The sequence below is a fragment of the Burkholderia sp. Bmkn7 genome, assembly GCF_041103175.1.
In the GTDB taxonomy this organism is placed as follows: Bacteria; Pseudomonadota; Gammaproteobacteria; order Burkholderiales; family Burkholderiaceae; genus Burkholderia; species Burkholderia cepacia.
The window spans coordinates 636,814-663,799 of the sequence record NZ_JBGCUH010000003.1; the positions used below are offsets into that span (position 1 = coordinate 636,814).

The window sequence follows — 26,986 nt, forward strand, 5'->3', positions numbered from 1 at the left end:
GGGGCGCTCGGCGTCCCGTTGCCGTTTTCGCTGTAAGTACCGGCCGATGAAACGATTCGAACCCAGTTTTCTCGACAAGCTGTTCGACGACGAACCGCACCTGCCGGCCTCGGCAGCGATGCGGCAATTGTCGCTGGACGAGCTCAAGAACACGGTCGCCCGCGACGTCGAGGCGATCCTCAACACCCGTATCGCCCACACCGAGAACGAGCTGGCCACGCTGCCGGAGTGCCAGAAGTCGGTGCTGACCTACGGGCTGAACGATTTTGCAGGGCTGAGCCTGGCGAGTCACTACGACCGCGCGTTCATCTGCAAGTCGATCCAGCAGGCCATCGCGCGCCACGAGCCGCGCCTGCAGCAGGTGCAGGTGACGTTCGAGCTGAACGAGCAGGCCACCAACGCGCTTTATTTCGCGATCCAGGCGCTGCTCGTCGTGCACCCGGCCGAGGAGCCGGTGAGTTTCGACGCGATGCTGCAGCCGTCGACGCTGCAGTATTCGGTCACGCGCGCACGTGCCGCCAGAATGCAGTAAATCAAGCCGCCGAGCGGGCCGGACCGCCCGGTGATGGTTCAGGGTCCGGCAGGAAATATTGAGGTTCGGGGTCGTCGATGGAAGAATTGCTGCCGTATTACGAGCGCGAATTATCGTTTTTGCGGCGCTATTCGCGAGATTTCGCCGAACGTTATCCGAAGATCGCGGCGCGGCTCGCGCTGTCCGGCGAGCATTGCGAGGACCCTCACGTCGAGCGGATGATCGAGTCGTTCGCGCTGCTCGGCGCGCGCATCAACAAGAAGCTCGACGACGATTACCCCGAATTCACCGAAGCGCTGCTGGAAGTGCTCTATCCGCACTACCTGCGGCCGTTCCCGTCGTGCTCGATCGCGCAGTTCACGCCGGCCTCGCCCGGCCAGCAGACCGAGCCGGTCGTGATCGATCGCGGGACCGAGCTGAAGAGCCGCCCGATCCGGGGCGTGCAGTGCCGGTTCCGCACCGCCTATGACGTGACGCTCGCGCCGATCCGCATCTCGGAAGCGCGCTACACGCCGGTCGCGCTCGCGCCGAGCGCGACGGTGCTGCCGTCGAACGCGACGGGCGTGATCTCGATCACGTTCGAGTCGCTCGCCGCGCAGCTCGATCTCGGTGCGCTGAAGCTGCCGACGCTGCGCGCGCACCTGCACGGCGAGCAGTCGTTCGTCGCCGCGCTGACCGACTGCCTGTTCGTCAACGTGCTCGGCGCGTATGTGGAGCCCGAACGCAACGGCCGCTGGACCGCGTTGCGCAAGCTGCCGATCGCGCACGCCGGCTTCGACGAGGACGACGCGCTGATCGACTACCCGGCGAAATCGCATCCCGCGTATCGCCTGCTCACCGAATACTTCGCGTTCCCCGACAAGTTCGATTTCGTCGACTTCGACATCGCGGCGATCGCGCGCGCGACGGGCCGCTGCCAGCGGGCGACGCTGCACCTCGTGCTGCAGGACGTGCGCAGCGATTCGCACGTCGCGCGGCTGCTCGAGCTGCTGACGGCGAGCCACTTCCGGCTGTTCTGCACGCCGATCGTCAACCTGTTCCGCCAGCACGGCGAGCCGATCCGCATCACGCACCGCGCGGTGTCCTACCCGGTGATCGCCGAGGCGCGGCGCGCGTTCGCGTACGAGGTGTATTCGATCGATTCGGTGAAGCTCGTCAGGCAGCAGGCGCACGAGGAATCGGTGATCGAATTCCGGCCGTTCTACTCGCTGCATCACGGCGAATCGGCGCGGATCGGCCATTACTGGTTCGCGCGCCGCAACGACTGGGTCGCGCAGAAGAGCCCCGGTTATGAAACCGAAATCTCGATCGTCGACATCGATTTCGAGCCGACGTCGCCGCAGACCGACACGCTGAGCCTCGACCTCACCTGCACGAACCGCGACCTGCCGGCCATGCTCGCGTTCGGGCTCGAAGGCGGCGACCTGTTCCAGGAAGGCGGCGCGCAGACGAGCGGCATCTCGATGCTGCGCCGCCCGACGCAGAGCGTGCGCTTCGAGCGCGGCCGCGCCGCGCACTGGCGGCTCGTGTCGCACCTCGCGCTCAATCACGTGTCGCTGGTCGCGCACGGCCTCGCGCCGCTGAAGGAAATGCTGACGCTGTACGACCTGCGCCGCACCGCCGTGTCGATGCGCCAGATCGACGGCCTCACCGGCGTCGAGCAGCGCGGCGCCGTGCAGTGGCTGCCCGGCAAGCCGTTCGCGACCTTCGTGCGCGGCATCGAGATCCGCCTGACGATCGACGAGGAGCACTTCGTCGGCGCGAGCCTGGCCTCGTTCGTGCGCGTGCTCGACAGCTTCTTCGGGCTGTACGTTCACCTCAACAGTTTCGTTCAACTAGTCGTCGTGTCGAAGCGCACCGGCGAGGAGATCATCCGATGCAAGCCCCGGACCGGCGAATCGATCCTGGCGTAGTCGACGCACTGCTCGACGAACCGCACCGCTTCGAGTTCTTCCAGGCCGTGCGCGTGCTCGAAGGGCTGTTCGCGCGGCAGGCGTCGGATGCGCCCGGCGCGTGGCGGCAGGGCGACGTGGTCGCGCAGCGCATCGAATTCCGCAACACGCTGTCGCTCGGCTTTCCGCCGAGCGAGATCGAAGGCGCGCGCTCGTTCGACGGCGACGGCACGCAACTGAAGACGGACGAGCAGCGCGGCGCCGCGCTCGCGGCCGGCGAGCTCGGCCACGTCGAGCTGACGCCCGCGTTCTTCGGGCTGCTGGGCGGGCAGGGCGCGCTGCCGCTGCATTACACCGAGCAGATCATCGCGCGCGAGCACCTGAAGCGCGACCACGCGGCGCGCGCATTCTTCGACGTGTTCTCGAACCGCGCGACCGCGCTGTTCTATGCCGCGTGGAAGAAATACCGGCTGCCGTTCCATTACGAGCTCGATCGCGACGAACGTTATCTGCCGCTGCTGCTCGCGATCGCGGGCGTGCCGAGCGACGAAGTGCGCGACAGCCTCGCGGCCGGCGTGGGCGGCGTGCTCGACGAGGCCGTTGCCGGTTATGCGCTGGCCGCGCGGCACCGGCCGATGTCGGCCGCATACCTGCAGCGCACGCTGTCGGACTATTTCCGCGTGCCGGTGAAGATCGACCAGTTCGTCGGCAAGTGGTACGACGTGCCGCCCGACCAGCTGAGCGTGCTCGGCGAGGTCAACGCGGTGCTCGGCGCGACGGCGCTCGTCGGCGAACGCGTATGGCAGCGCGACATGCGCGCGCGGATCGTCGTCGGCCCGCTGTCCAAGCGCGACTACGAGGCGTTCCTGCCCGGCGGCGCGCAGGCCGTCGCACTGGAGCGGATGCTGACGCTGCTGGCCGGCGTCACGCTCGAATACGAGGTGAAGCTCGTGCTCAAGCGCACCGAGGTCGGTGCGAGCGTGCTCGGCGCCGGCTCGCGGCTCGGCTGGGACGCGTTCCTGTGCACGCGAGACGCGCTCGAGGATCGCTCCGACGCGCGTTACGAACTGCACGTGATTCACTGATTCCAAGGGTCTGTTTACATATGGAACGCGCATGCGAATGCCCGAAATCGCTCGTCCCCCAAGGGGACTTCCTAACGGGGCGCAGGCAAGAAGTGAGGAGCGCCGTTTGGCCGAGCCAAACGCCCCGCAGGAAGTCCCCTTGGGGGACAAGTGACGAGCGACGCCGCCATGCGGGCGATTTCGGGCATTCCCGTGATATGAATTTTTTGATTTGGGGTTGCCACGAGAACGGCCGCTCGCCGCGTTGCGCTCCTTGCGAATACGTCAGTATTCGCGGCGTCCCACGGGGACTTCCGTTGGTCGTCGCGCGCCTCGCGAGCGGCCGTTCTCGTGGCAACGCATGCGCGTTCCATATGTAAACAGACCCTAACAACAAACACGCAATCGAACCTGAGATCGACGCCATGAGCACGCCTCTGAAGACCCTGATCACGAAACTGAACCCGCTGTGCCGCCACGCGACCGAGCGTGCGGCGAGCGCGTGCCTGGCGCGCGGCCACTACGAAGTCGATCTGGAGCACCTGTTCCTCGCGTTGCTCGAGGAGCCGGCGGGCGACCTGCCGCTCGCGCTGCGCGCGAGCCGTGTCGATCCGCATGCGCTGCGCGCCGATCTGGAGCGCGAACTGACGCGCCTGAAGACCGGCAACACGCGCACGCCGGTGTTTTCCGTGCACCTGATCGCGCTGTTCGAGCAGGCGTGGCTGATCGCTTCGCTCGATTCGCAGCTCGGCCGCATCCGTTCCGGGCACCTGTTGCTCGCGCTGCTGACCGCGCCGGATCTCGCGCAGTTCGCGCAGCGGATGTCGTCGCAGTTCGCGGAAGTGAACGTGACGGACCTGAAGCACAAGTTCGACGAAATCATGGCCGGATCGAGCGAGGCCGAACCGCGCCAGGGCGATACGGAAGACGGCAGCCTCGCGCCGGCAGCCGACGGCGCGGCGCCCGCGGCGGGCCCGTCGAAGACGCCCGCGCTCGACACGTACACGACCAACCTCACGCAGCGCGCACGCGACGGCAAGATCGACCCGGTGATCGGCCGCGAAGCCGAGATCCGCCAGGCGATCGACATCCTGATGCGTCGCCGCCAGAACAACCCGATCATGACCGGCGAGGCCGGCGTCGGCAAAACGGCGGTCGTCGAGGGCCTCGCGCTGCGTATCGCGGCCGACGACGTGCCGCCGCCGTTGCGCGGCGTCGCGCTGCACGTGCTCGACATGGGGCTGCTGCAGGCCGGCGCGAGCGTGAAGGGCGAGTTCGAGAATCGCCTGAAGAGCGTGATCGACGAGGTGAAGAAGAGCGCGCACCCGATCATCCTGTTCATCGACGAGGCGCACACGATCATCGGCGCGGGCGGCCAGGCCGGCCAGAACGATGCGGCGAACCTGCTGAAGCCGGCGCTCGCGCGCGGCGAGCTGCGCACGATCGCCGCGACGACGTGGAGCGAATACAAGAAGTACTTCGAGAAGGACGCGGCGCTTGCGCGGCGCTTCCAGGTCGTGAAGGTCGAGGAGCCGAGCGAGCCGCTCGCGGCCGCGATGCTGCGCGGGATGTCCGGCCTGATGGAAAAGCACTTCAACGTGCGGATCCTCGACGATGCGATCACCGAGGCCGTGCGTCTGTCGCACCGCTACATCAGCGGCCGCCAGCTGCCGGACAAGGCGATCAGCGTGCTCGACACCGCGTGCGCGAAGGTCGCGCTCGCGCACAGCGCGACGCCGGCGGCGATCGACGACACGAAGAAGCGCATCGAGCGGATCGACGCGGAAATCGCGTCGCTGGAGCGCGAGGCGGCCGGCGGCGCGGCGCACGACGAGCGGCTCGGCGAGCTGCGCGGCGCACGCGACACGGCGCTCGAACAACTGGCGAAGGACGAAGCGCGTTATGAAGCCGAGCGCGTGATCGTCGCCGAGATCACCGAGCTGCGCGACACGCTCGACAAGGCACGCGGCCCGTCGGAAGACGGCCAGCCGGTCGACGTGCAGGCGACCCGCGACAAGCTCGCCGAGCGCGTCGCGGCGCTGCACGCGCTGCAGGGCGGCGAGCCGATGGTGCCGCTGCAGGTCGACGGCCATGTCGTCGCCGAGATCGTCGCCGCGTGGACGGGCATTCCGCTCGGCCGGATGGTGAAGGACGAGATCGACACCGTGCTGAACCTGCAGCCGCTGCTCACCGCGCGCGTGATCGGCCAGGACCATGCGCTCGACGCGATCGCGCAGCGCGTGCGCACCGCGACCGCGAACCTCGAGGATCCGAACAAGCCGCGCGGCGTGTTCATGTTCGTCGGGCCGTCGGGTGTCGGCAAGACCGAGACGGCGCTCGCGCTGGCCGACATCCTGTACGGCGGCGAGCGCAAGATGGTCACGATCAACATGAGCGAGTACCAGGAAGCGCACAGCGTATCGGGCCTGAAGGGCTCGCCGCCGGGCTACGTCGGCTACGGTGAAGGCGGCGTGCTGACCGAGGCCGTGCGCCGCAACCCGTATTCGGTCGTGCTGCTCGACGAAGTCGAGAAGGCGCACCCCGACGTGCTCGAGATGTTCTTCCAGGTGTTCGACAAGGGCGCGATGGACGATGCGGAAGGGCGCGAGATCGATTTCCGCAACACGCTGATCATCCTGACGTCGAACGTCGGTTCCGCCGCGGTGATGCAGGCGTGCCTGAACAAGCCGGCCGAGGAACTGCCCGATCCGGATGCCCTTGCCGAGACGCTGCGCCCGCAGCTGTACAAGACGTTCAAACCCGCGTTCCTCGGGCGCATGAAGGTCGTGCCGTACTATCCGATTTCCGACGACGTGCTGGCCGAGATCATCGAGCTGAAGCTCGAGCGGATCCGCCGCCGGATCGAGGCGAACCACAAGGCGGCGTTCAAATGGGACGAGTCGCTTGTCGACGCGGTGCTCGCGCGCTGCACCGAAGTCGATTCGGGCGCCCGCAACGTCGACCATATCCTGAACGGCACGCTGCTGCCGGAGATCGCGGGCCACGTGCTCGGCCGGATCGCCGACGGCGCGGCCATCGCGCGCATCGCGGTGCGCGCGGACGAGGCCGGCGAATTCACGTACACCGTCGAATGAGCGCGGCCGCGCATCACCCCGCATTGATGAACTGAAACCATGCCGATCAATCTCCCCGAGCTGCTGACGCCGATCAGCGATGCGTCGCCCAGCGGCGACGACCTGCTGTTTTCGAACGAATTCGACGCGATCCAGGACGCGCGGCGCTACGACGATCCGACGCTCGACCAGGGCGAATGGGTGACCGAGATCAAGGAGGCCGACTGGGGCTTCGTCGTCGATCACGCAGGCGAGCTGCTGCGCACGCGCACGAAGGACCTGCGGCTCGCCGTGTGGCTGACCGAGGCGCTCGCGCTCGAGGACGGCATCACCGGCCTCACCGAAGGTTATGCACTGCTCGAGGGCCTGTGCCGCGACTTCTGGGACACCTTCCACCCGCTGCCCGAAGACGACGACATCGAGCACCGGCTCGGCAACGTCGCGTGGCTGTCCGGCCGCACGGCCGAGCTGCTGCGCGCGGTGCCGTTGACGGACGGCGCGTCGAACGCGTTCAGCACGCTCGACTGGGAAGTGGCGCAGCACGTCGCGCAGGCCATCAAGCGTGACCCCGAACACGCGGACGACATCGCACGCGGCAAGCCGTCGATCGAGCAGATCGATTCGTCGCGGCGCGTGACGTCGATCGCGTTCTACACGGCGCTGCTCGCGAACCTGAAGGCGTTCGAATTCGCGCTCGATGCGTTCGAGGAGCGGCTCGTCGAGCGCGCGGGCGATTCGGCGCCGAGCTTCCGGCAGGCGCGCGACGCGTTCGAGACCGTGTACCGCCTCGCCGAGCGCTTTGCGCGCGAGCAGGGTTATACGGGCAGCGCGCCGCACACACAGTCGGCACCGCAGGCGCAACCCGAGCGCATCGAGCCGGTGTTCGGCAATCCGATTCAGACCGAGGAGACTCACGTGCAGCCGCAGCCCGTTCCGCGCGCCCCGGTGACGCAGATGATCGCCGGCATCCAGAACCGTGCGCAGGCCGTCGACCAGCTGCGCGCGGTCGCCCGCTATTTCCGCCAGACCGAGCCGCACAGCCCGGTCGCGTATCTCGCCGACAAGGCGGCCGAATGGGCCGACATGCCGCTCCACAAGTGGCTCGAGAGCGTCGTGAAGGACGACGGCTCGCTGTCGCATATTCGCGAACTGCTGGGCGTGAGGCCGGACGAGCAGTCGTAAACGCGAAACGGGCGGCGCATCGCTGCCGCCGCCCGCTGCCTGCCGGGCCGCTTCGCACGAAGCGGCCCGTGACACCCCTCTACGCTTACTGCCCCACCCGGAACTCGATCCGTCGGTTCCGCGCGCGCCCGTCCGCCGTATCGTTCGGCGCGATCGGCTGATCCGGCCCGACACCCGTCGTCGTCATCTGCTGCGGCGGGATGCTCTTCGTGATCAGGTAACCCTTCACCGCATCCGCACGCGCCTGGCTGAGCGCGATGTTCGACGTGCGGTTCCCCGAGTTGTCGGTGTGGCCGATGATGTCGACCGTGCGGTTCTGCATCTTCGCGAGCGCGGCCGCCATCTGGTCGAGGATCAGCTTGCCCTGCGGCGTGAGCGTCGCGCTGCCCGTCTCGAACTCGATCGTCCGGTTCGCGAGCGTCTGGTCGAGCACGCCCTGTTCGGATGCCGATACGCGCAGCCCGTTCCTGATCGTATACGTCGGGTTCAGCGTGTTCGCCATGTCGCTCGCGAGCTGCTGGCGCTGCGCTTCGTTGTGCACCTCGCCCTTCATCTCGATCTGCGTGCCGTTGATCTTCAGCTGCCCCTTGCTGATCTGCTTGAGCTGCGCGCCGAGCAGCTTCTGCACGTTCGCGCTCCAGTTCGGCGGCGTTGCGACGTCGCCGACCTCGATCTGGTCGACGACGTTCGTCGCGCCGTAGGTGTCGCGCAGCTTCTGCAGCACGGCGGCCTTGGTCGCCTCGTCGGGCACCTTGCCGCCGACGACCACCTGGCCGGGTGTCGCGGCCGCGGGCGGCGGCGTGATGGTGCTCGCGGTGCCGGCCGTGCCGTGCACGACGGCGCCTGACGCCGTCCCCGGTGCGGCACCGGGGTTCGCGGGCAGCGCGGTCGTCGCGACCGTGCCGTTGCCGACCGGCGTGACCGTCGCGCCCGTGTTCTGCGCGAAGGCCGTGCCGCTGCCGATGAACAGGCCGGAGGCGAGGAGGGCGACGAGGACGTGATTCATGCGATGCATCCCGTCAGCCTCCGATGAACGCTTCACGGAACGCGTCGATGGCGACGCGCAGCGAGAGTTGCGGTTGTTCGAGGTAGCTGACGAGCTTGCTGATCTGGTGATCGTTTTGCGCATGGGCGTCGATCCACTCGGGATCGTCGATGTCGATGTTGTGGGCGGCGTAGGTCTGCGGGTCGACGACGCTCAGCAGCGTCTTGGCCGACGCGCCGTTGAAGCCGATGATGAGCCGTTCGCGTTCGGCGATCGTGCCGATGAAGATCGCGAGCTCGAAGTCGGCCTGCGCGACGAACGGCGCGATCAGTTCGAGCCAGAACGCGGCGACGAGGCTGCGGTAGAACGGATCGACCGGCAGCGGCAGCGTGAGGCCGCGCTCGATGTGCGACGAACCGCTCTGCATCACCGGCCGCAGCAGCGAGCCGAGCGCGAGCATCGCGCCGCGCAGCCGCACGGGATGACCGCTGTCGAGCAGCATCTCCTGGAGGCCGTACAGCGACTGGTGTTCGACGAAATCGTTGAAGGTGCCGTCATGCGACGTGCCGGGGCCGCCGACGTCGATCGGCACCTGCGTGTCGCCGAGCGCCTGCAGCGCGCCGGGCGGCTCGTCCTTGCCGAGCAGCGGCGGGATCTGCGTGGCGACGCGCGACCACAGCCGCGCGAACGCCAGCGGGCTGCGCGCGAGGAACGCGAGCGGCCGGTCGACCTCGAGCGCCGTTGCGCCGAGGAACGGGAAGCGGCGCATCGACACGTCGTGGCTCGCGACCATGTGGCCCGCGATCGCGAGCTTGCTGCGCGAGCCGAGGAACGCGAAATGCATCGGCTTCGCATCCTCGTAGACGAGCTTCCAGCGCGGATCTTCCGCGAGCAGTTCGAGCGCCTGCGCGATCCAGCGATCGAGCGTCTGCAGCAACTGCGGATTGTGCGGGCTCTTCACGAAGTCGCCGCGCGACGGAATCTTGCCGAAGTAGGCGATTTGCGCCTGTACGGTTTGCGTCATTGCGCCCCCTGTGCATTCGTTGCGTTGGCGGCCGCGACGGCCGGCGCTGCGCCCGGCGTACCCGTGCCGGACTGGGTCGCGTTCTGCGCGGCGCCCGCGCTCGCGTCGGCGACCGACGACGGCAGCTGCAGGCCGCGCAGGCTCTGCTGCTGCGGCTGGTCGCTGCCCCCGCCGCCGGACGGTTGCGACGTGCTGATGATGCGCATCGTCACCGACACGTTCACGCTGCCCTGCGCCCACGTCAGGTCGAAGGTGCCGTCCGGACGGCGCTTGCGTTGCGCCGAGTTGATCAGTTTCTCGAGGCCGTAGCGGCCCGGCTCGTTGACGAGCTGCACCGTGCGGCCGTCGAAGGTCGTCGCGGACAGCGTCGCGCCCGGCGAGCCCTGCGGGTTCGGCCACACGAAGTTGGTCCACTGCGGCGGCGTGTTGCGGTAGCGCAGTTGCTGGCCGTCGATCGCGATCGTGTATTCCGTCGTGCCCGTGCTCGGCTGCGGCAGGATCTGGAACACCGTCTGCGGCTCGGACGACGCGGCCGCGCCGCCTGCCGCACCGCCCGCGAGCGGCGCGACCCAGCGCGCGAAGCCGTTCGTGAAGTCCGGCGTGAGGCCGATGCCCATGTCGCCCCACGTGCGGGCGGCGAGGGTGTCGCCGCGGCGCACCGCGAGCGGCCCGAGCGTCGTGCCGACGAACTTCGCGATCGAGCCGTCCGGACCGAACACCTGCGCGATTTCGCCGGCGCCGGCCTCGACCTTCGCGCTCGCCGCGAACGGGTACTTCGTCGCGAGCGAGTTCTGGAACGGCTGGTAGACCTGCGCGTTCCACACCTTGTTGACTTCGGCGCTGGCCGGCTGGATCACGACCGCGAACGCCTGCATCAGCGGCCGCACGAGCAGCGGACGCAGCGACTTGCGTTGCGAATCGGTGAGGCCGGTCAGCATCTGTTCGTCGACGAGCTTCAGCGAATCGGCGAGTTCCGAACCGTTGCCGTCGAGCGTCTGCTGCATCAGCTGGCGCGCGCCCGGGCCCGGGTCGCCCTGGTTCTTGATCACGTTGAAGCGCGTGCGGACCTTCGACAGCGACTCCATGTAGCCCTTGAGCATCGACGTGCCGTCATGCACCGCGACGATCCGCGCGAGCCCGATGAATTCCTGGCCGATCGGACCCATCGGCACCTCGGCCGGATTGCCGTTGATGTCGATGTTGGCGGCCGCCACCTGGCCGGCCGGCGAGCGCGAGAACAGTTGCTTGACCCAGTTCACGACACCCGTCTGCGCCTTCTTGATCGTCACGTTCGCGAGCGACGGGTTGTCCCACGACGTCTGGTCGTACGCGGTCTCGAGGATCTTGCGGATCGGTGAATCCTGCGGGTCGCCGAGGCGGTTCATCCCGTCGACGGCCTGGCCGAAGCTGCTGAAGCCCTGCACGGCGATGCCCTGCATGAACTTCTGCCAGTGCTGCGCATACTCGGTCTTGTACATGCCGACGAGCGTCTTCTGGATCTGCTCGGGGCTGCCCTCGAGCGTCAGGTCGTCCTGCGTCGACGTGTTCAGCACCCAGTCCTTCGCCTGCAGTTCCTTGGTCGCCGCGTCGCGGATCGCCGGCTGCACGTAGTCGAACCACGCTTCGCGCGTGAACGTGCCCGGAATCGCGTAGCTGCCTGCCACGAGCCCCTGGTTGCCGTCGCCGACGATGCGCGCGATGGTCATCGGCGCGAAGCGGGTCGACGCGCGTGCCTTGATTTCCTCGTACACGCGCTGGCGGGCCGGCATGCCGCGCACGACGCGGCGCAGGTTCTCGCGGGTCTGGTCGACGAGCGCGAGGTTCGCGTCGATCATCGGCCAGTCGTCGTCGTTCACGCGCGACAGGTAGAACGAGATCATGCGCTCCGCGCTCTTGATCATCTCGTCGCGCGGCATGTTGCCGCGATTCGTCTCGAGCCAGCCGCGCCAGAAGCGGGCGAGCTGGTCGGTCAGGTGCGCCTGTTCGACGTGACGCTTGTCGGACAGCATGAGGTACGTCTTGAGCGCGTTGTACGCGTCCTGCACGTTGGTCGGCGACGCGTCGCTGTAGAGGCCGCCCTGCGGAGCGGCCGGCTGTTGCGCTGCGGCCGGCGCGGTGCCGGACGCGGCCAGTGCGGCACCGGCCTGCGGCGCGGCGCCTGCCGCGTTCGTCGAGACCGGAATCGCGCCACCCTGCACGGCGCCCGATTCGGGCGGGCGCGTCATCGGCACGAGCTGCTCGGGGTGCGCGTTCACGTCCTTCATGAACGACGCGAGATTCTGCGACACGGGGGCCAGCAGGATCTGGCGCACGCCGTTGTAATACTCGGTCAGCAGGTGCTGCTCGAGACGGTCGCCCTGGTACAGGCCGAGCGACACCGAGACCGGCTTGTCGCGGCGGAACTGCTCGAGCTGCTCGATCCGGTCCTCGAGGATGTCCATCGCCTGCAGGCGCGACTGCAGGTCGTTGCGGCCCTGCTGCAGGCGCGTGACGTTGTCGAGGTCGGCCTGCACGTTCGCGACGAGCTGCTGGTTGCCGATCGTCGACCAGGTCCAGCCGCCCAGCGCGAGCGCGAGCGCCGCGACGAAGCCGAAGAAGGTCGCGTAGCGCAACCGGGTCTTGGTCGGGCTCGCGAACTGCCGCACCGTCTGGCGGTCCGCGAAGATCACCTTCGAGAACAGGTCGCGCAGGAAGAAGCCGTTCTTCGAGAACGCGCTGTGCGGCTTCGGCAGCGCGCTGCCGTCGAGGCCGAAGCGCTGCGCGATGCGCTGCGCGGCCGCGCTGTTGGTTTCGCCTTCCTGCAATGCGCTGGTGAAGTAGAAGCCGCGGAAGATCGGCTTGTACTGGAACGGGTTGTTCTCGAACAGCGTCGCGAGGAACGCGCGCAGCGACGGCTTGATCGTCGAGAATTCGAGCGGGAAGCTCAACTGGCCCGGCGACAGCTGGTTGCCGCGCGACAGCGACAGCTGCGCGACGCTGATCTCCTTCAGCCCTTCGTACAGCTCCTCGAAGTGCGTGTCGAACTGCGCGACCACGTCGCGCTTGTCGTCGGGTTCGTAGGGCAGGGTGGCGCCCCACACGCGGTCGTACTCGTGCTTGTCGCTGCTGCTGAAGAATTCGGTGAAGCCGGTGATCAGGTCGGCCTTCGTGAACATCACGTAGACCGGTGCGAACACCTCGAGCTTCTCCGTGAGCTCCTGAACGCGCTGGCGGAGGTTTTTCGCGAGGTTGATCGCGAATTCGGGACGGTTGCCGGTGAGTTCGGCGATGCTCGCGGTGACGATGATGCCGTTGATCGGCGCCTTCGGGCGATAGCGCTTGAGCAGGCCGAGGAAGCCGAGCCATTCGCTGCGATCTTCCTCGTGCACCGAATAACGGCCGGCCGTGTCGAGCAGGATCCCTTCGGTCGTGAAGAACCAGTCGCAGTTCCGCGTGCCGCCGATGCCGTGGATCACCGCGCTGTTCTTGTCCGCGAACGGGAACTGCAGGCCGGAATTGAGCACGGCGCTGCTCTTGCCCGCGGCCGGGTTGCCGATGACGATGTACCACGGCAGTTCGTACAGCGCGGAGCCGCCCGACACCTGGCCGATCTTCGACGTCTTGATCGTCTTCACCGCGTCCGACAGCCGCGTGCGCAGCACGTCGAGATCGGCCGTCTTCGCGTCGGGGGCGAGCGCGGCGGCGGCGGGCGCGGCGATCTTGCCGGTTTCCGCCTGCTCCTCCAGCACCTGGCCGAGCTGCTGGTTCGCGCGCTTCACGCGCCAGCGGCGCCACAGCGCGACGACGAGCCACAGCGCGAGGATCGCCGCGAACGCGATCGCTGCCCACAGGAGCGGCAGCTGGAGCATGTCGGCGACGATGAAGAGGATGGCCGCTAGCGCGACGATCCCGACGATCGAGAGCGTACGCGGATGAGTCAGCACGTTGAGGATGCGTTGCATAGGACGTTCAGGTTCCGGTGCGATTCGGTGAGGCGACGCAGGCGCGTCGAGCGGCAAGGGTGGCGCCGCGATGTGTCGCCATGCTGTCAAACGGGATGAAGGGGGCTGGCATCAATGCGCCCGCGGCATCGGAGAAGGCGCGCGCATTAACGAAAGGACGCTGTGAGATTTAAAACGGAAGCGGCGGCCGGAAAAAATCGCGCACCGGAATGCATGATTTTTTGCGCCGCCCATATCGTTTCCTGCCGGGATATTAAAAAGCCCCATGCCGCCCTCATTATTTCCTGTCCGGCAGCCCTGGCTAGCTGCCGCGTCCCAGTTTAAAACCGGGTTTATGGTATTCCACGTGCCCGAGATCCATCATTTTCCAGCGGCCCCCCCAGGTCAGGCCAACCTGTTCGGCGACCTGGCCGTACAACTGGTAGCCGCGCATCGCCCACGGATCTTTCTCGGAAATGACCAGCTTGCCGTCGCGCAGGAATGCGTTGTCGGCCGCCAGCCCGAATTGGTGATAACTCTGGAAGGCCGCCGCGTTGGTCACGTTGCCGCCCATTGCCGCCAGCCGGTTCTGCCGTTCCGGGCTCCGGTAACCTTCCAGCAACGCCATTTCATATCCATATTGTTCGTGCATGATCTTGTAGACCAGCAGCAAACGCGTACGGAAATCCGGATCCAGCAGGTTCCAGTCACGGCTTGCATCCTTCAGCGCCGGACGTACCTGTTCGACTTCCTTGGTGGCGAAGACTTCCGGCGGCAGCGGCGGGGGCGGTACGAGCTGTTCGCCCTGCAGCAGGGCGGCGATCTTCTCGTCGGGCACGCGCGCCGTGTCGTCGTACTGGAACAATTGCCGGCCGCGTAACGCAATGGCGACCAATGGCGGCGTCGCAAGAATACCTGCCGATACCATAATCATCAAGCGCCGTCGAACCAGTAAATTTTGCACATCGTTTAAAGCGCCGCGCGTAACGCTTGCCGATTTAACAATCTGACTTCGCGTACGCGCGGCGCGATCGTTCGCACGGCGTGTAAGACGGCCGTGAAACTGGGCGACGGATTCGAAAACGGTCGCGCGGATACCCGGTAAAAGCAACAGTGCCGCAACTGCTACGGCAAGGGCGAAATAGGCGACGAGTGCGACGGCAATCAACGAAATCCCCGGAAATTGGAATTGATTGTGTTTTGCAATGCTTGCTCTTAGAATCAGGCTGCTTCGAGAGGCCGGGCTATATTATCGCGGTGAATTAAACCAGGATTCAATGAGACGCTGAATGAGTGCGCCGGAAAATTCAAATTCGAAATCTCCGCCCAGCCTGCTGTCCGATACCAAACCGGCAGGCGACGGAGCTCAGCAGTCGCGCATTCTCGCGAATCTGGAAGGACGTGTCACGCCGCCGGCCGAACCGCCGCGCCGTTCGCTGAAGGCGCCGATCGCAGCCGTCGTTGCACTGGTGGTTGCCGTCGGTGGCTGGGGTGCATGGCGCATGCAGCATTCGAACGAGCAGGCCGCCGCCGTCACGGCCGAGGCCGCACCCGCGGCGGCCGCGCCGGCGAAGGCCGCAGCGGCCAGCGACGCTGCCGTGCAGGTCGCGCAGAATGCGGCATCCGCCGCGCAGCCGGCCACGATCGTCAACGACGACGCAGCTTCCCGAACCGTTGCTTCCGCATCGTCCGCGTCCGCCGCGGACAACAGCCGCTTATCGCGCGCGCTCGCCAACGGCGCCGACGATGCATCGGGCACGGCCACGGCCGGTGCGGCCGCCGCCGCTGCTGCGACCAAGACCGCGAAGGCCGACGCAGCGAAGAACGCGAAGGTCGCGGCGCACGGCAAGACCGACACGAAGGCCGATACCAAGGCTGACGCAAAGGCCGAGGCCCGCAAGCATCGCAAGGAACAGCAGGCCGAGCTCGCGCAGGCGAAGAAGCGTCGCGACGCGACGTCGACCCGCACCGCGAGTGCGAAGGCGGCCGGGAAGGACGATCCGGATGCGGATCTGCTCGCGGCGCTCGTCGCGCGCACGAAGCCCGCCGACAAGAAACTCGCCGCGCAGAAGGCGCAGGCCGTGCCGACCAAGACGGCCGCGACGGCCGGCTCGCTGGCGTCGCGCGTGAAGGAATGTTCGGAGCGCGGTTTCTTCGAGGATCAACTGTGCCGCTGGCGCGTCTGCGAAGGTCACTGGGGCAAGGATCCCGCGTGCCCGAGTGCCGCGCAGTCGGAGACGCGGCAGTAACGCGTCTCGTGTGCCGGCCTGCCGCACCTGCGCCGCCCGTTGGGCGGCGCGTTGCTTTTGGGGTGCGGAATCGGCCGGTATGATGCGGCGTGACGCTGTCACCGGCGCGTCATGCCCGTCGGGCATACGTTTCCTTTCCTTTTCCGGCGCGGGCTCGCGACCCGCGATGCGCGGCGCGCCGCGCGCCGCACGACCTTCGACACGATGGACCTGATCGTACAGACTTACGGCGCCGATACGTCCGGCATGGTGTGCGGATTCCGCTTCGATCCGGGCGGATCCGGCGCGACGCTCGACGCGGACACGGCCGCCGCGTGGCTGCGCACGTGCCGCGAGCGCGATGGCGCGTCGGACGATTTCGTCTGGCTGCACTTCAATCTCGCGCACGGCGCGAGCGAGCGCTGGATGCGCACGCACCTCGATCTGCCCGACAGCTTCTTCGAATTCCTCCACGAAGGGTCGCGCTCGACGCGCATCGAGCAGGAGGACGGCGCACTGCGGGCGATCGTCAACGACGTGATGTTCAACCTCGAACTGACGCCGTCGGAAATCGCGACGCTGTTCGTCCACGTCGAGCGGCGCATCATGGTCACCGCGCGGCTCAAGCCGCTGCGCTCGGTCGACACGCTGCGCGCGTGCGTGCGCGACGGCGAGCAGTTCCGGTCGCCGGCGGAGCTGCTCGTGCACCTGCTGCGCGACCAGGCCGACCTGCTGATCCAGATCATGCGGCGCACGAGCGTCGACGTCGATCGCATCGAGGACCGCTTCCTGTCGCAGCGGCTCACGTCGAGCCGCATCGAGCTCGGCGCGATGCGCCGCACGCTGACGCGCCTGCAGCGCATGCTCGCGCCCGAGCCCGGGTCGATCTTCCGGCTGCTCGCGAAACCGCCCGCCTGGCTGCACGTGGAAGACGTGCAGGAGCTGCGCGAGTCGACCGAAGAGTTTTCGCTGGTGCTCGCCGATCTGGCCGGGCTCAACGAGCGGATCAAGCTGCTTCAGGAAGAGATCGGCTCGCGTCTCGACGAGCAGAACAACCGGACGCTGTTCACGCTGACGCTCGTGACCGTGATCGCGCTGCCGATCAACATCGTCGCCGGCTTCTTCGGGATGAACGTCGGCGGCGTGCCGTTCTCGGAGAACAAGCACGGCTTCTGGCTGATGGTGCTGCTCGTGGCGGGCTTCACGGCACTCGCCGCGTGGTGGGCATTCCGCCGGCGCGACGACCGCTAGCGGCATCGACCCGTCAGCGCAGCAGCGCGATCGCGCGTTCGCCGATCACCATTCCAAGCAGCCCGACGAGCGCGACGAGCGGCGGGGCCGGCGAGCGCACGTGCAGCAGCGCATACAACACGCCGACGCCGAGGCCCACCGCGAGCGAGGTCACGTAATCCGTCATGGCGGTCTCCCGTGTGATCCGGCGTCAGGGTTTGAGGATGACGCGCTCGCGCGCACCGGCCAGCACCGCGCGATACGCATCGTGCGCGCGCTCGAGCGGATAAATGTAGTCGTCGCCGATCGGGAACGGGCGCAGGGTGCCGTTGCCGAAGCCGGGTGCGAGCGTGTCGAGGATCTGCGCGACCGCGGCGCCGCCGAGCTGCAGCGAATCGATGCCCACGAACGTGTGCTGGCCGCGATAGAACGCGAAGATGTCGAACGGCACGCTGCGCTCGATCGTCGAGATGAAGATCTGCCGCGCACCGATCGCCATCGACGCGTTCGCCGCTTCGAAGTACGGGCTGCCGACCGTGTTGTAGACGATGTCCGCGCCGCGGCCGCCGGTCGCCGCGCGCACCGCGTCGGCCACCGGTTCTTTCGACGCGTCGATCATGTGCACGTCGCTCGATGCGTGGCCACGATAGCCGCCGGCGCTGCGCTCGACGCCGATCACGGTTGCGCCGTGCGCGGTCGCGAGCTGGATCGCGGCCTGGCCCACCTTGCCGTTCGCGCCGAACACGAGCACGACGTCGCCGGCCGTCGGCATGCCGGCGCGGCGCAAGCCCTCGTAGGCTGTGACGAACGGCACGCCGACGCCGGCCGCTTCGTCGAGCGTCAGCACGGCGGGCTTGCGGCGCACCAGTGCCGCGTCGAGCACGAGCCATTGCGCGTGCGAGCCGTCGCGCCCGACGCCGAGATCGCCGCCCGACCCCCACACCGGCGCGCCGATCCAGCCTTCCGGGCCGCTGCGCACGATGCCGGCCCAGTCGCGCCCGGGCGTGCGCGGCCACACCGCGTGCGGCATGCGGCCGAGCGCGGCCTTCACGTCACTCGGGTTCACGCCGGCCGCGTGCACCTCGATCAGCATCTGGCCGTCGCCCGGTACGGGCGTGTCGATTTCCCTGACCCGCGCGTCGAGCGACTCGATGTCGGCGGCGGGGGCGTCGAAGCGGATGCTGCGCATGGTGATCTCCGTGGCGGTTGGCTGCCGCGCGGCCCGGTGAGGCGGGGCGTGCAGCGAGTGAAATGGATGAACGCAGTCTAGTCGGCCCGGTTTGACGCGGAAACCCGCAAAGGCGGATGATTGTTTTGCGATAAACGCATAGCCAAATCCGAAGGCACCGAATGGACGATTTCCTTTCCCCGCACCTGGCGCTGTTCGTCGACGTGGTCGACCAGCAGAGCTTCTCGGCGGCCGCCCGCCGGCTGGGTGTCGCCGCGTCGTCGGTCACGCGGCGCATCGACCGGCTCGAGACACAGCTCGGCATCCGCCTCCTGCATCGCACCACGCATGCGCTGCGGCCCACCGAGGCCGGACAGTTGCTGTACGGGCGCGCGACGCGGATGCTGGCCGAGCTGCGCGGCCTGCAGGAAGACCTGCACAGCCAGCAAGACGAGCCGAGCGGGCTGCTGCGCGTCGACTGTCCGGCGCCGTTCGGCCGGCGGCACCTGGTGGCCGCGCTGGCCGCGTTCATGCAGCGTCATCCGGCGCTGCAGGTCGACCTCGTGCTGACCGACAGCATGGTCGACCTGCAGGGCGCGCGGCTCGGCTCGGACGTCGATCTCGCGGTGCGTATCGGCCCGCTCGAGGACACGCGCCTCGTCGCAACCGTGCTGGCGCCGCAGCGGCGCGTGCTGTGCGCGAGCGCGGCGTATCTGGCGCGGCGCGGCGAGCCGGATACGCCCGACGCACTCGCCGGACACGACTGCCTCGCCTGGCACGGCGTGCCGCCGCCGGGCGCGTGGCGCTTCGGCGAGCGCCGCCACGCGCCGGCGCAGCCGCGGTTTCGCAGCAATCATTCGGAAGCGTTGCTCGAAGCCGCGATCGACGGGCTCGGGCTCGCGCACCTGCCGACCTGGCTCGCGGGGGACGCGCTGCGCGACGGCCGCTTGCGCGCGGTGCTGCCGCAGTTCGCGGCGGCGCCCGAGCCGGCGACGATCCACGTGTTGCGCCAGCCGGCGCGCGGCACCGCACGCGCGTCGCGGCTCGTCGCGTTCCTCGCGACGTGGTTCGCGCAGCCGGTGTGGGATGCCGCGTGGGCGTGACGACGACGGCGGGCGACGGCCGGCGGCGTGTCGCCGGGCCCGACGCACGCCGGGCATGAAAAAGGGCCTCGCACGCGAGGCCCGTCAAAGGTCGGAGAAACCGGTACGCCGGCCGGCCGCCGCAGGCTGCGCGGCACCGGCCGGGCGCGCACCGTTACTGCGTGACTACCTTGCGCGGCTTGAAGATGCCCTGGTATTGCAGTGCCGGGCGTTCCTTCGTCACCGGTTCGATGCCGCCGAAGGTCGGCGTCTGGCGCAGCTTCATCGCGGCCGGCGAAGCGACCGAGCCAATCGACGTCGAGCGCGATGCCGGCGCGAGGTTGTTCGCGACGAGCAGCGCGGCTTCGCTCTTCAGGTTCGCGAGCAGCACCGGATCGGTCGAGCCGTTGACCTGCGTGAGCAGCCCGCTCCAGGCCGCGTCGCTGTAGTTCACGACGTAGTAGTCGAGCCCGCTCGGGTCGGCCACCACGCCCGTGCAGCCGTCGATCCGCGTTTGCGTCTGCGTATCCTTCAGCGCGAGCGTCGTGCGTTTCGCGAGACCCTGGCCGTACGCGAGCGTGATCGGTACCGTCCACTGCAGGCCCGGATACGCGTTCTTGTTCGGGAACGGCTGCTGTTTCAGCGTGACGACCGTCTGGTTCTTCGTCAGGTCGCACTGCGTGTCGAGCGAGATCAGCGGCACGCCGGTCTGGCGGACGTAGCTGTCGCCGATCGCGCCGATCGCCTGGCCGCTTTCCTTCGACAGCGCATCCCACAGGCGCTTCGGTGTGCCGTTGCCGAACGAGTAGTCGACGAGGTACTGCTGCAGGCCCTTGCGCAGCGTCTGTTCGCCGAGATAGTTCTCGAGCGTCTTAAGCACGTGGCCGCCCTTGTCGTACGTGAACGCGCTGGCGCTCAGCACGAAGTCGTTCGAGGCCCAGCCGTTGAAGTTCGGCGCGACCGGGAAGGCGTTCGGGCCGATGTCACGATTGATCACGCGATACTTGTTCTTCACCTGGTCGAGCCAGCTGAACTCGTCGGGGAAGAACTGGATCGTCGTCTTCGTCTCGAAGAACGTCGCGAACGACTCGTTGAGCCACACGTTGTCCCACCAGTCGGTCGTGACGAGATCGCCGAACCACTGGTGCGCGACTTCGTGCGTCAGCACCTCGTTGCCGTAGTGCGACATCGGCTGGCCCGGCTGCGGCAGGATGTCGTCGGCGAACTCGAGGATCGACCCCCAGTTCTCCATCCCGCCGAAGTTCAGGTCCTTCTGCTCCTTGAACGCATCGTTCGCGGCCACCGTGTCGAACTTCGTGAGCGGCAGCGCAATGCCCGTGTAGCGGTAGTAGAAGTCGAGTGCCTGCTTGGTGCGGTCCATCGCCGGCTTCGCCCAGTCGCTCATGCCCGGCGGCGTGAACACGCGCAGGTGCAGGCCGCCCTTGCCGCCCGGCAGCGGGCTCGTGAAGTCGTCTTCATAGGTGTCGAACTGGCCGCCGCCGAAGAACAGCAGGTACGACGGCATCGGCGGGGTCTTCTCGAACTGCACGAGCTTGTAGCCGCCGCCGACGTTGGTCGACGGCTTCTCGGCCGCGTTCGACACGACGCGCCAGTTCGACGGCACTTCGGCCGTCACTTCATAGGTCGGGCGGAACGCCGGCTCGTCCCAGCCGGGGAACCACTGGCGCGACAGGTTGGTTTCGCCCTGCGTGAGGATCGCGCCGCTCGTCTTGCCGTCGGTGCCCTTCAGGTCGACGCGGAACACGCCTTCCGCGGCCGAGCAGCCCGGATACGGATCGTCGCCGCAGCTGCCGCCCGTCTTCGTGCCCGGATCGTCATACGACTTGAAGTTGATGATGCCCGACCACTCCATGTGCAGCGAATAGTTGCCCGGCGAGATCGTGCCGCTTACGGGGCGCAGCTGGTAGAAGTCGCCCTTGTCCTGCGGCGTCGCGATCAGCTGGATGTTGCCCGGCTGCAGCGTGATGCGGCCGTTCGTGAACTTGATCCGGTGGCCGGCGATCACGATGTTGTTGACCGGCTTCAGCACCTTGATCTCGACGTCGGCGCGGCCGTCGAACGCGTTCAGCGCGTCGTTCGGGCGGAACCACAGCCGGTAGTTCACGGGCACCACGGTGTCCGGCAACTCGACAGGCGACACGCTCTTGTCGACGTTGGATGCGCTCGGCGGCGCGTTGACGGTGGGCGACGAGCCCGAGTGCGGCGCGCCGGCGGAGCTGAGCGCGGAAGCGGAGCCTGCACCGCCGTCGTCACCGCCGCACCCGGCGAGTGCGAGCGCGGCGACGAGCGGCAGATAACGCATCTTGCGAATATCGATCGACATGACTGAAACCTCGATTGTTGAAAGAATCGTTCAGTGCTGCGAAAACGCCGGCAAAAACAATCCCCTCGCCGTTAATCAACAGCGATGAAAATGCCAATGACGGATTATTCGAAAACGCGGCGGCTGACTACGTGAAGGTAATCATGGTTTACTGCCCCCTCTGGATTTCCGGATGTCGGTTAACTTGCCGGTTCAAAATGGCCGGGCGCGTGTTGTACTGAGTTGATTTCGCGCGCACGACACAGAGCCGCACGCCCTGCGCGGGCGCGCGATTCCCTTGAACCGACGACCTACGGGGCTGGCCGGGCCGGGCCGCAGGATGGCCGGAAGGCGTGTCGCCGTTCCGTAAAATCGCCGTCATGCGGCTTCAAGCTTTGTCGGCTTGCTCGAAGGATGCGTAAATATACTTGATGGTTTTAGGTAAAGGAAACGAAAAATTTAGAAATTGCATCTATTGAATTCGCCGCGCTTCATTGAATGCTGGAAAGCATTAATGCGCTTTCCGTTTGGCTGGTATTTTCGTAGTTTTAATCTATTAACGATCCGGCGTGGCCGCGAAAACTACGAAATCCGGTGTGCGGGGCGCACTCGGTACAATGCAGCGACGATGCGCTCACCGATTGCCGCGAGGAGGCCCCCATGCCACGAACCCTGTTCCGAATCGCGCCGCTGCGCGCCGTGCTGCTGCTGTTCGCCGCCGTGCTCCTGCTCGGCGGCTGCGCGGGGCTCACGCGCGATTCCGTGCGCGTGTCGGTCGCCGGGCTCGACCCGCTCGTCGGGCAGGGCCTCGAGATGCGTTTCAACCTGAAGCTGCGCGTGCAGAACCCGAACGACACGCCGATCGAATACGACGGCATCTCGGTGGCGCTCGACCTGAACGGCACGCCGTTCGCGAGCGGCGTGAGCGACCGCTCGGGCGTCGTGCCGCGCTTCGGCGAGGCCGTGCTCGACGTGCCGGTTTCCGTGTCGGCGTTCGCCGCCGCGCGGCAGGCGTGGAACCTGCCCGGCGCGGCTGCCAGCGGCGAGTTGCCGTATGCGCTGCGCGGCCGGCTCGCGGGCGGCGTGCTCGGCACCGTGCGCTTCAGCGATGCGGGCACGCTGCGCATGCCGGCGACGCCCGGGTGGGGCGGGTAGACGATGCCGGGCCGGACGAAGCGTCGCGATCGCGGCGCCGTCTGACGATTCCTGACGATCGGGCTTCGAATGCCTTACGTTTTGCGCGTCAATCGCGTTTAGACTGCCTCAGTCCCGAGGGCCGGGCGACTTTTTCGAGAGGGCACCATGGCAGCGAAATTCGTCATCAAGAAAGCGAGCGACGGGCAGTTCCTGTTCCACCTGAAGGCCGCCAACGGCGAGATCATTCTGCGCAGCGAGCTGTACAAGACCAAGGCGTCGGCGGAAAACGGCGTCGCGTCGGTGCGCAAGAACGCGCCGGACGATGCGCGCTACGAGCGCAAGACCGCGAGCAACGGCCAGTTCATGTTCAACCTGAAGGCCGGCAATCACGAGATCATCGGCACGAGCGAGCTGTACAAGGCCGAAGCGAGCCGCGAGAACGGCATCGCGTCGGTGAAGCAGAACGCGCCGGATGCCGCGCTCGACGACCAGAGCTGAGCGGCCCGATAGCGCCAATACGCCGCGAGCATCGCGCGGGTGGCGGTCGGGGCGGTCGCCCGCGCTTTGCCGCGCGGGCAAAGCGCGGTATGGTGTGGTCCGCGCGGCGCACGCCTGTAGCGCCGCCTGTCTGAAGCCAACCGTAGCCGAGCTCGCGTGACCGATTTCCCCGTTTTCCACTGGACCGACGCCGACGGCGCCGAACATGCCGTGCGCTGGCGCTCCGAAGCCGGCGTGCAGCCGCCGAAGCGCGCTGTGCCCGCCGACGACCGTCTCACTGCCGACGCGGCCTACCGCCTGGCCTGCGAGGGCACCGCGCTCGTCTGGCAGGGCGACTTCCAGAATGCGCGCCAGCTCGTGCAGGCGATGGCGCGCCGCGTCGAGCGCAAGCCGAAGAAGGCGAAGGCCGCGGTGGGCGTCGACGCATTCAACCTGCATCGTCTTGCGCAATCGCAGCGTGCCCGCACGCTCGGGATGCTGCTGATCCCGCTCGATGCCGACTACACGATCCCGCTGCGCCGCGCGCCCGACGTACGCGCCGCATGCGAGGAAGCGTACGGCCCGGGCGGCGAACCGTCGGTCGTGTCGCTGCGCGAGCTGCTCGGCCTCGTCGGCGCGCACGAATGGCGCAAGAAGGGTGTGCCGATCCCGGCGCTGGGCGGCGCGCCGATTCATCCGCACTACGGCGTGTTCTCGCCGGTACGCGGCGAATACGTCGAACTCGTCGCGCGCGCGCCGCTGCCGGCGACGTCGCTCGCGTTCGACGTCGGCACGGGCACCGGCGTGCTCGCGGCCGTGCTGGCGTCGCGCGGCGTCGAGCGCATCGTCGCGACCGATCAGGATCCGCGGGCGCTCGCCTGTGCGCGCGAGAACGTCGAGCGGCTGGGCCACGCGGGCCGCGTCGAGGTCGTCGAGGCGGATCTGTTTCCGGCCGGCCGCGCACCGCTCGTCGTCTGCAACCCGCCATGGGTGCCGGCCCGGCCGAGCGCACCGATCGAATACGCGGTCTACGATCCCGACAGCCGCATGCTGCGCGGTTTCCTCGCGGGGCTCGCCGACCATCTCGAGCCAGGCGGCGAAGGCTGGCTGATCCTGTCCGATTTCGCCGAGCATCTCGGCCTGCGGCCGCGCGACACCCTGCTGCAGTGGATCGACGAAGCCGGCCTCGTCGTGCTCGGCCGCGAAGACATCCGCCCCGCACACCCGAAGTCCGCCGACGCCGACGATCCGCTGCATGCGGCACGCCGCGCCGAGGTCACGTCGCTCTGGCGGCTCGGCGCACGAGCCTGACCGCGCATTTTCGGTAAACTAGCGCCATTCCTCACGAATTCCCGCCGCCGGGCCGTGGTCTGCCGACCGTGGCCCGGCGCCGCATCACGATGTCGAACAAGACCCACGAAATCCGCCCGGAGCAGTCCGTCGAGCTGCTGAAGGAACTGCACATCCTCACCCGCGACGGGAAGCTGAACCAGGACAGCCGCCGCAAGCTGAAACAGGTCTATCACCTGTTCCAGTTCATCGAGCCGCTGCTTGCCGGCGTGCAGGCCGACCGTGGCGGCGTGACGCTCGTCGATCATGGCGCCGGCAAGTCGTATCTCGGCTTCATCCTGTACGACCTGTTCTTCAAGCAGCAGCCGGGGCACGGCACGGCGGCGTTTGCGTCGCACGTGTACGGGATCGAGACCCGCGAGGAACTGGTCACGCGTTCGGCCGAGCTGGCCGCGCGGCTCGGGTTCGGCGGCATGTCGTTCCTGAACCTGTCGGTCGCCGATTCGATCACATCGCCGAAGCTGCCCGAAACGGTCGACGTCGTCACCGCGCTGCATGCGTGCGACACGGCGACCGACGACGCGATCCGCTTCGCGCTCGCGAAGCGCGCGCAGCACATCGTGCTCGTGCCGTGCTGCCAGGCGGAAGTCGCGGGCGTGCTGCGCAAGAACAAGGGCAAATCGCTCGCGAACGCGCTGACGGAAGTGTGGCGGCATCCGCTGCATACGCGCGAATTCGGCAGCCAGATCACCAACGTGCTGCGCTGCCTGCAGCTCGAAGCGCACGGCTACCAGGTCAGCGTGACCGAGCTGGTCGGCTGGGAGCATTCGATGAAGAACGAGCTGATCATCGCGCAGTACAAGAACCTGCCGCGTCGTCGGCCCGGCGAGCGGCTGAACGAGATCCTGGGGATGTTCGGGCTTGCCGAGCTGAACGCACGTTTCTTCGTGCCGGAAGCCGCGGCGACGGGCGGCGAGGTCGCGGAGCCGGCTGAAGGCTGACGCACGGGCGGGCGGCGGCGCGCGGCGCGGCGCACGTTGCACGCCGCACGTTGCACGCCGCACGTTGCACGCCGCGTCAGACGTCGTCGCCCGGCCGGCGCATCCATTCGCGCCAGCCGTCGTGGCCGAGGCGGCGCAGTGTTTCCTGATTCCTTTCGTAGATCGCGGACGCGTCCGGGAACGCGTCGACCGCGCGCGCGATGCTGTTCTCGCGCAGCAGGTGCAGGATCGGATACGGCGCGCGGTTCGTGTAGTTCTCGATGTCGTCGGGCTCGCTGCCTTCGAACCGGTAGTGCGGATGGAAGCTCGCGATCTGCAGCACGCCGTCGAGCCGCAGTTGCCGCACCAGGCGGTCGGCAAAGAACAGCGCATCGTTGTAGTCGACGAAGTCGGCGAACGCATGCGGGAAGATCAATAGCGTCGTGTCGACCTGCTGCGGGTCGGCCGCGTCGAGCGCGCGCAGTTCCGTTTCGAGTTCGGCGAGCGCGTCTTCGAGCGTCGTCGCTTCGCTGATCGCGTAGCGCACCTGTTCCTTCACGTAGACGCTTTTCGCGAACGGGCACAGATTGAGCCCGATCACCGCGCGCGCGAGCCAGTGCCGCGTGGCGGCGAGGATGTCGTCGTGCGATTCGGGGCGGGTGTCGGTCATCGTGAAACCAGTCGGGCGGAAGGGCGGCGAGGGCCGCATTGTAGCGGGCGCGCAGGGTGCGGACGCGCGCGGCCCGTCACGCGCACGCGGCTTCGATCAATTGCGTGACGAGCGCGGGTGCGGTGCCGATCGGCGTTTCGCCGTGCCGGTAGGTCTGGCTCGCCGCGTAGATACCCTCGATCACCAGCGCGAGCGCATCGGCGAGCGCCTGCGGTTGCCGCGCGCCGGCGCCTTCGCATAGCGCGACGAGCCGCTTCATCAACTGTTCCTTGTTCTGCGCGACGCGCTCGCGCGCCGGGTGCGATGCATCCGGAAACTCCGCCGCGACGTTGACGAACGGGCAGCCGCGATAGTCCTTCTGCGTCGCGCGCTCGGCCAGGTCGACGAAATACTGGATCAGTTGCGCCTTCGGCTGGCCCGGATGCTTGGCGGTGCTTGTGTCGAGACGCTCGAAGAAACACGCATCCATCCGCTCCAGATACGCGAGGATCAGGTCGTCCTTCGACGAGAACTGCCGATACAGGCTCATCTTGTTGACGCCCGCGCGTTCCACGACCGCCTCGACGCCCACCGTCCGAACGCCTTCCCTGTAAAACAGCTCCTCGGCGGCGCGCAGCAGGTGCTCCTGCGCGGTGGCGCCGTCGATCGGCCGGCGCGTACGGCGCGCCGGCGGCTTGGCGATCTCGATGCCCGACATGATGACCCTCGACTGCATATTGGATTGCTTG

21 protein-coding genes are annotated in these 26,986 nt (G+C 67.6%); 12 read left to right on the forward strand and 9 right to left on the reverse strand.

Annotation, left to right across the window (positions count from 1 at the left end; translation table 11 throughout):
- Positions 1–46 precede the first annotated feature (46 nt).
- The 5 genes from tssE to tssA all read left to right on the forward strand — a co-directional run bounded on the left by tssE (position 47) and on the right by tssA (position 7,744).
- Positions 47–532 (forward strand): type VI secretion system baseplate subunit TssE, encoded by a 486-nt coding sequence (gene tssE / locus AB3K92_RS24445; RefSeq protein ID WP_021161818.1) that lies wholly within the window; start codon positions 47–49, stop codon positions 530–532.
- Between the two features lie 77 nt (positions 533–609).
- Positions 610–2,445 (forward strand): type VI secretion system baseplate subunit TssF, encoded by a 1,836-nt coding sequence (gene tssF / locus AB3K92_RS24450; protein ID WP_060130803.1) that lies wholly within the window; start codon positions 610–612, stop codon positions 2,443–2,445.
- Positions 2,409–3,509 carry a type VI secretion system baseplate subunit TssG gene (gene tssG, locus AB3K92_RS24455; protein ID WP_021161816.1) on the forward strand — a complete coding sequence of 367 codons (1,101 nt, stop codon included), beginning with the start codon at positions 2,409–2,411 and terminating at the stop codon, positions 3,507–3,509. Before tssF ends, tssG begins: the two co-directional genes overlap by 37 nt.
- A gap of 404 nt (positions 3,510–3,913) precedes the next feature.
- On the forward strand, positions 3,914–6,583 hold the full coding sequence (gene tssH / locus AB3K92_RS24460) for a type VI secretion system ATPase TssH (protein ID WP_369466000.1): 2,670 nt from the start codon (positions 3,914–3,916) through the stop codon (positions 6,581–6,583).
- A gap of 39 nt (positions 6,584–6,622) precedes the next feature.
- Positions 6,623–7,744 (forward strand): type VI secretion system protein TssA, encoded by a 1,122-nt coding sequence (tssA, locus tag AB3K92_RS24465; protein WP_021161813.1) that lies wholly within the window; start codon positions 6,623–6,625, stop codon positions 7,742–7,744.
- 85 nt (positions 7,745–7,829) lie between these two features.
- On the opposite strand, the gene AB3K92_RS24470 is transcribed toward tssA, so the two are convergent.
- The 4 genes from AB3K92_RS24470 to AB3K92_RS24485 all read right to left on the reverse strand — a co-directional run bounded on the left by AB3K92_RS24470 (position 7,830) and on the right by AB3K92_RS24485 (position 14,841).
- Positions 7,830–8,759 carry an OmpA family protein gene (locus AB3K92_RS24470; RefSeq protein ID WP_369466001.1) on the reverse strand — a complete coding sequence of 310 codons (930 nt, stop codon included), beginning with the start codon at positions 8,757–8,759 and terminating at the stop codon, positions 7,830–7,832.
- A 4-nt stretch (positions 8,760–8,763) separates the two neighbouring features.
- Entirely contained in the window at positions 8,764–9,753 is a 990-nt protein-coding gene (gene tagF, locus AB3K92_RS24475; protein WP_021161811.1) for a type VI secretion system-associated protein TagF, read from the reverse strand.
- Positions 9,750–13,694 carry a type VI secretion system membrane subunit TssM gene (gene tssM / locus AB3K92_RS24480; protein WP_059486504.1) on the reverse strand — a complete coding sequence of 1,315 codons (3,945 nt, stop codon included), beginning with the start codon at positions 13,692–13,694 and terminating at the stop codon, positions 9,750–9,752. The genes tagF and tssM overlap by 4 nt, the downstream gene beginning before the upstream one ends.
- A 301-nt stretch (positions 13,695–13,995) precedes the next feature.
- Positions 13,996–14,841 carry a M15 family metallopeptidase gene (locus tag AB3K92_RS24485; RefSeq protein WP_021161809.1) on the reverse strand — a complete coding sequence of 282 codons (846 nt, stop codon included), beginning with the start codon at positions 14,839–14,841 and terminating at the stop codon, positions 13,996–13,998.
- Between the two features lie 121 nt (positions 14,842–14,962).
- Between AB3K92_RS24485 and AB3K92_RS24490 the strand changes: the two genes are divergently transcribed.
- Both AB3K92_RS24490 and AB3K92_RS24495 read left to right on the forward strand, forming a co-directional pair.
- The gene (locus tag AB3K92_RS24490; protein ID WP_060156229.1) at positions 14,963–15,922 is read left to right on the forward strand and encodes a hypothetical protein; all 960 of its coding nucleotides are present in this window, start codon (positions 14,963–14,965) and stop codon (positions 15,920–15,922) included.
- A gap of 204 nt (positions 15,923–16,126) precedes the next feature.
- On the forward strand, positions 16,127–17,152 hold the full coding sequence (locus AB3K92_RS24495) for a transporter (RefSeq protein ID WP_048023647.1): 1,026 nt from the start codon (positions 16,127–16,129) through the stop codon (positions 17,150–17,152).
- A 13-nt stretch (positions 17,153–17,165) separates the two neighbouring features.
- Here AB3K92_RS24495 and AB3K92_RS24500 read toward each other — a convergent pair whose 3' ends face one another.
- Together AB3K92_RS24500 and AB3K92_RS24505 are read right to left on the reverse strand one after the other, a co-directional pair.
- Complete coding sequence (locus AB3K92_RS24500) at positions 17,166–17,318, reverse strand: DUF1427 family protein (protein ID WP_021161806.1); 153 nt, start codon at positions 17,316–17,318, stop codon at positions 17,166–17,168.
- Between the two features lie 24 nt (positions 17,319–17,342).
- Positions 17,343–18,320 carry a zinc-binding alcohol dehydrogenase family protein gene (locus tag AB3K92_RS24505; RefSeq protein ID WP_059622482.1) on the reverse strand — a complete coding sequence of 326 codons (978 nt, stop codon included), beginning with the start codon at positions 18,318–18,320 and terminating at the stop codon, positions 17,343–17,345.
- Positions 18,321–18,481: 161 nt separating this feature from the next.
- Here AB3K92_RS24505 and AB3K92_RS24510 point away from each other — a divergent pair, with 161 nt between their 5' ends.
- A complete protein-coding gene (locus tag AB3K92_RS24510) occupies positions 18,482–19,402 on the forward strand; it encodes a LysR family transcriptional regulator (RefSeq protein ID WP_059486498.1) in 921 nt (306 codons plus the stop codon).
- Positions 19,403–19,556: 154 nt separating this feature from the next.
- Here the strand turns inward: AB3K92_RS24510 and AB3K92_RS24515 are convergent, their stop codons facing one another.
- Positions 19,557–21,725 carry a M1 family metallopeptidase gene (locus AB3K92_RS24515; RefSeq protein WP_021161803.1) on the reverse strand — a complete coding sequence of 723 codons (2,169 nt, stop codon included), beginning with the start codon at positions 21,723–21,725 and terminating at the stop codon, positions 19,557–19,559.
- 639 nt (positions 21,726–22,364) lie between these two features.
- Here AB3K92_RS24515 and AB3K92_RS24520 point away from each other — a divergent pair.
- The 4 genes from AB3K92_RS24520 (at position 22,365) to AB3K92_RS24535 (ending at position 25,609) form a co-directional block, all read left to right on the forward strand.
- Complete coding sequence (locus AB3K92_RS24520; RefSeq protein ID WP_042976607.1) at positions 22,365–22,859, forward strand: LEA type 2 family protein; 495 nt, start codon at positions 22,365–22,367, stop codon at positions 22,857–22,859.
- A 147-nt stretch (positions 22,860–23,006) separates the two neighbouring features.
- Positions 23,007–23,339, forward strand: coding sequence for a YegP family protein (locus AB3K92_RS24525; protein ID WP_027788501.1), 333 nt, complete (start codon positions 23,007–23,009; stop codon positions 23,337–23,339).
- A 156-nt stretch (positions 23,340–23,495) separates the two neighbouring features.
- Positions 23,496–24,629 carry a class I SAM-dependent methyltransferase gene (locus tag AB3K92_RS24530; protein ID WP_060048019.1) on the forward strand — a complete coding sequence of 378 codons (1,134 nt, stop codon included), beginning with the start codon at positions 23,496–23,498 and terminating at the stop codon, positions 24,627–24,629.
- Between the two features lie 89 nt (positions 24,630–24,718).
- On the forward strand, positions 24,719–25,609 hold the full coding sequence (locus AB3K92_RS24535) for an SAM-dependent methyltransferase (RefSeq protein WP_124475812.1): 891 nt from the start codon (positions 24,719–24,721) through the stop codon (positions 25,607–25,609).
- 76 nt (positions 25,610–25,685) lie between these two features.
- Here the strand turns inward: AB3K92_RS24535 and AB3K92_RS24540 are convergent, their stop codons facing one another.
- Positions 25,686–26,258, reverse strand: coding sequence for a DUF1415 domain-containing protein (locus AB3K92_RS24540; protein ID WP_174415802.1), 573 nt, complete (start codon positions 26,256–26,258; stop codon positions 25,686–25,688).
- 76 nt (positions 26,259–26,334) lie between these two features.
- Complete coding sequence (locus AB3K92_RS24545) at positions 26,335–26,955, reverse strand: TetR/AcrR family transcriptional regulator (RefSeq protein ID WP_021161797.1); 621 nt, start codon at positions 26,953–26,955, stop codon at positions 26,335–26,337.
- Positions 26,956–26,986: the final 31 nt, after the last annotated feature.

Bases quoted from the DNA above. Each gene is read 5' to 3' on its own strand.
- AB3K92_RS24505 (WP_059622482.1), bottom strand. From the start codon at position 18,320: ATGCGCAGCATCCGCTTCGACGCCCCCGCCGCCGACATCGAGTCGCTC.
- tssF (WP_060130803.1), top strand. From the start codon at position 610: ATGGAAGAATTGCTGCCGTATTACGAGCGCGAATTATCGTTTTTGCGG.
- tssH (WP_369466000.1), top strand. From the start codon at position 3,914: ATGAGCACGCCTCTGAAGACCCTGATCACGAAACTGAACCCGCTGTGC.
- AB3K92_RS24510 (WP_059486498.1), top strand. From the start codon at position 18,482: ATGGACGATTTCCTTTCCCCGCACCTGGCGCTGTTCGTCGACGTGGTC.
- tssM (WP_059486504.1), bottom strand. From the start codon at position 13,694: ATGCAACGCATCCTCAACGTGCTGACTCATCCGCGTACGCTCTCGATC.
- AB3K92_RS24535 (WP_124475812.1), top strand. From the start codon at position 24,719: ATGTCGAACAAGACCCACGAAATCCGCCCGGAGCAGTCCGTCGAGCTG.
- AB3K92_RS24525 (WP_027788501.1), top strand. From the start codon at position 23,007: ATGGCAGCGAAATTCGTCATCAAGAAAGCGAGCGACGGGCAGTTCCTG.
- tagF (WP_021161811.1), bottom strand. From the start codon at position 9,753: ATGACGCAAACCGTACAGGCGCAAATCGCCTACTTCGGCAAGATTCCG.
- AB3K92_RS24500 (WP_021161806.1), bottom strand. From the start codon at position 17,318: ATGACGGATTACGTGACCTCGCTCGCGGTGGGCCTCGGCGTCGGCGTG.
- AB3K92_RS24470 (WP_369466001.1), bottom strand. From the start codon at position 8,759: ATGCATCGCATGAATCACGTCCTCGTCGCCCTCCTCGCCTCCGGCCTG.
- AB3K92_RS24540 (WP_174415802.1), bottom strand. From the start codon at position 26,258: ATGACCGACACCCGCCCCGAATCGCACGACGACATCCTCGCCGCCACG.
- AB3K92_RS24545 (WP_021161797.1), bottom strand. From the start codon at position 26,955: ATGTCGGGCATCGAGATCGCCAAGCCGCCGGCGCGCCGTACGCGCCGG.
- AB3K92_RS24520 (WP_042976607.1), top strand. From the start codon at position 22,365: ATGCCACGAACCCTGTTCCGAATCGCGCCGCTGCGCGCCGTGCTGCTG.
- AB3K92_RS24515 (WP_021161803.1), bottom strand. From the start codon at position 21,725: ATGTCGATCGATATTCGCAAGATGCGTTATCTGCCGCTCGTCGCCGCG.
- AB3K92_RS24495 (WP_048023647.1), top strand. From the start codon at position 16,127: ATGGACCTGATCGTACAGACTTACGGCGCCGATACGTCCGGCATGGTG.
- tssE (WP_021161818.1), top strand. From the start codon at position 47: ATGAAACGATTCGAACCCAGTTTTCTCGACAAGCTGTTCGACGACGAA.
- tssG (WP_021161816.1), top strand. From the start codon at position 2,409: ATGCAAGCCCCGGACCGGCGAATCGATCCTGGCGTAGTCGACGCACTG.
- AB3K92_RS24490 (WP_060156229.1), top strand. From the start codon at position 14,963: ATGAGTGCGCCGGAAAATTCAAATTCGAAATCTCCGCCCAGCCTGCTG.
- tssA (WP_021161813.1), top strand. From the start codon at position 6,623: ATGCCGATCAATCTCCCCGAGCTGCTGACGCCGATCAGCGATGCGTCG.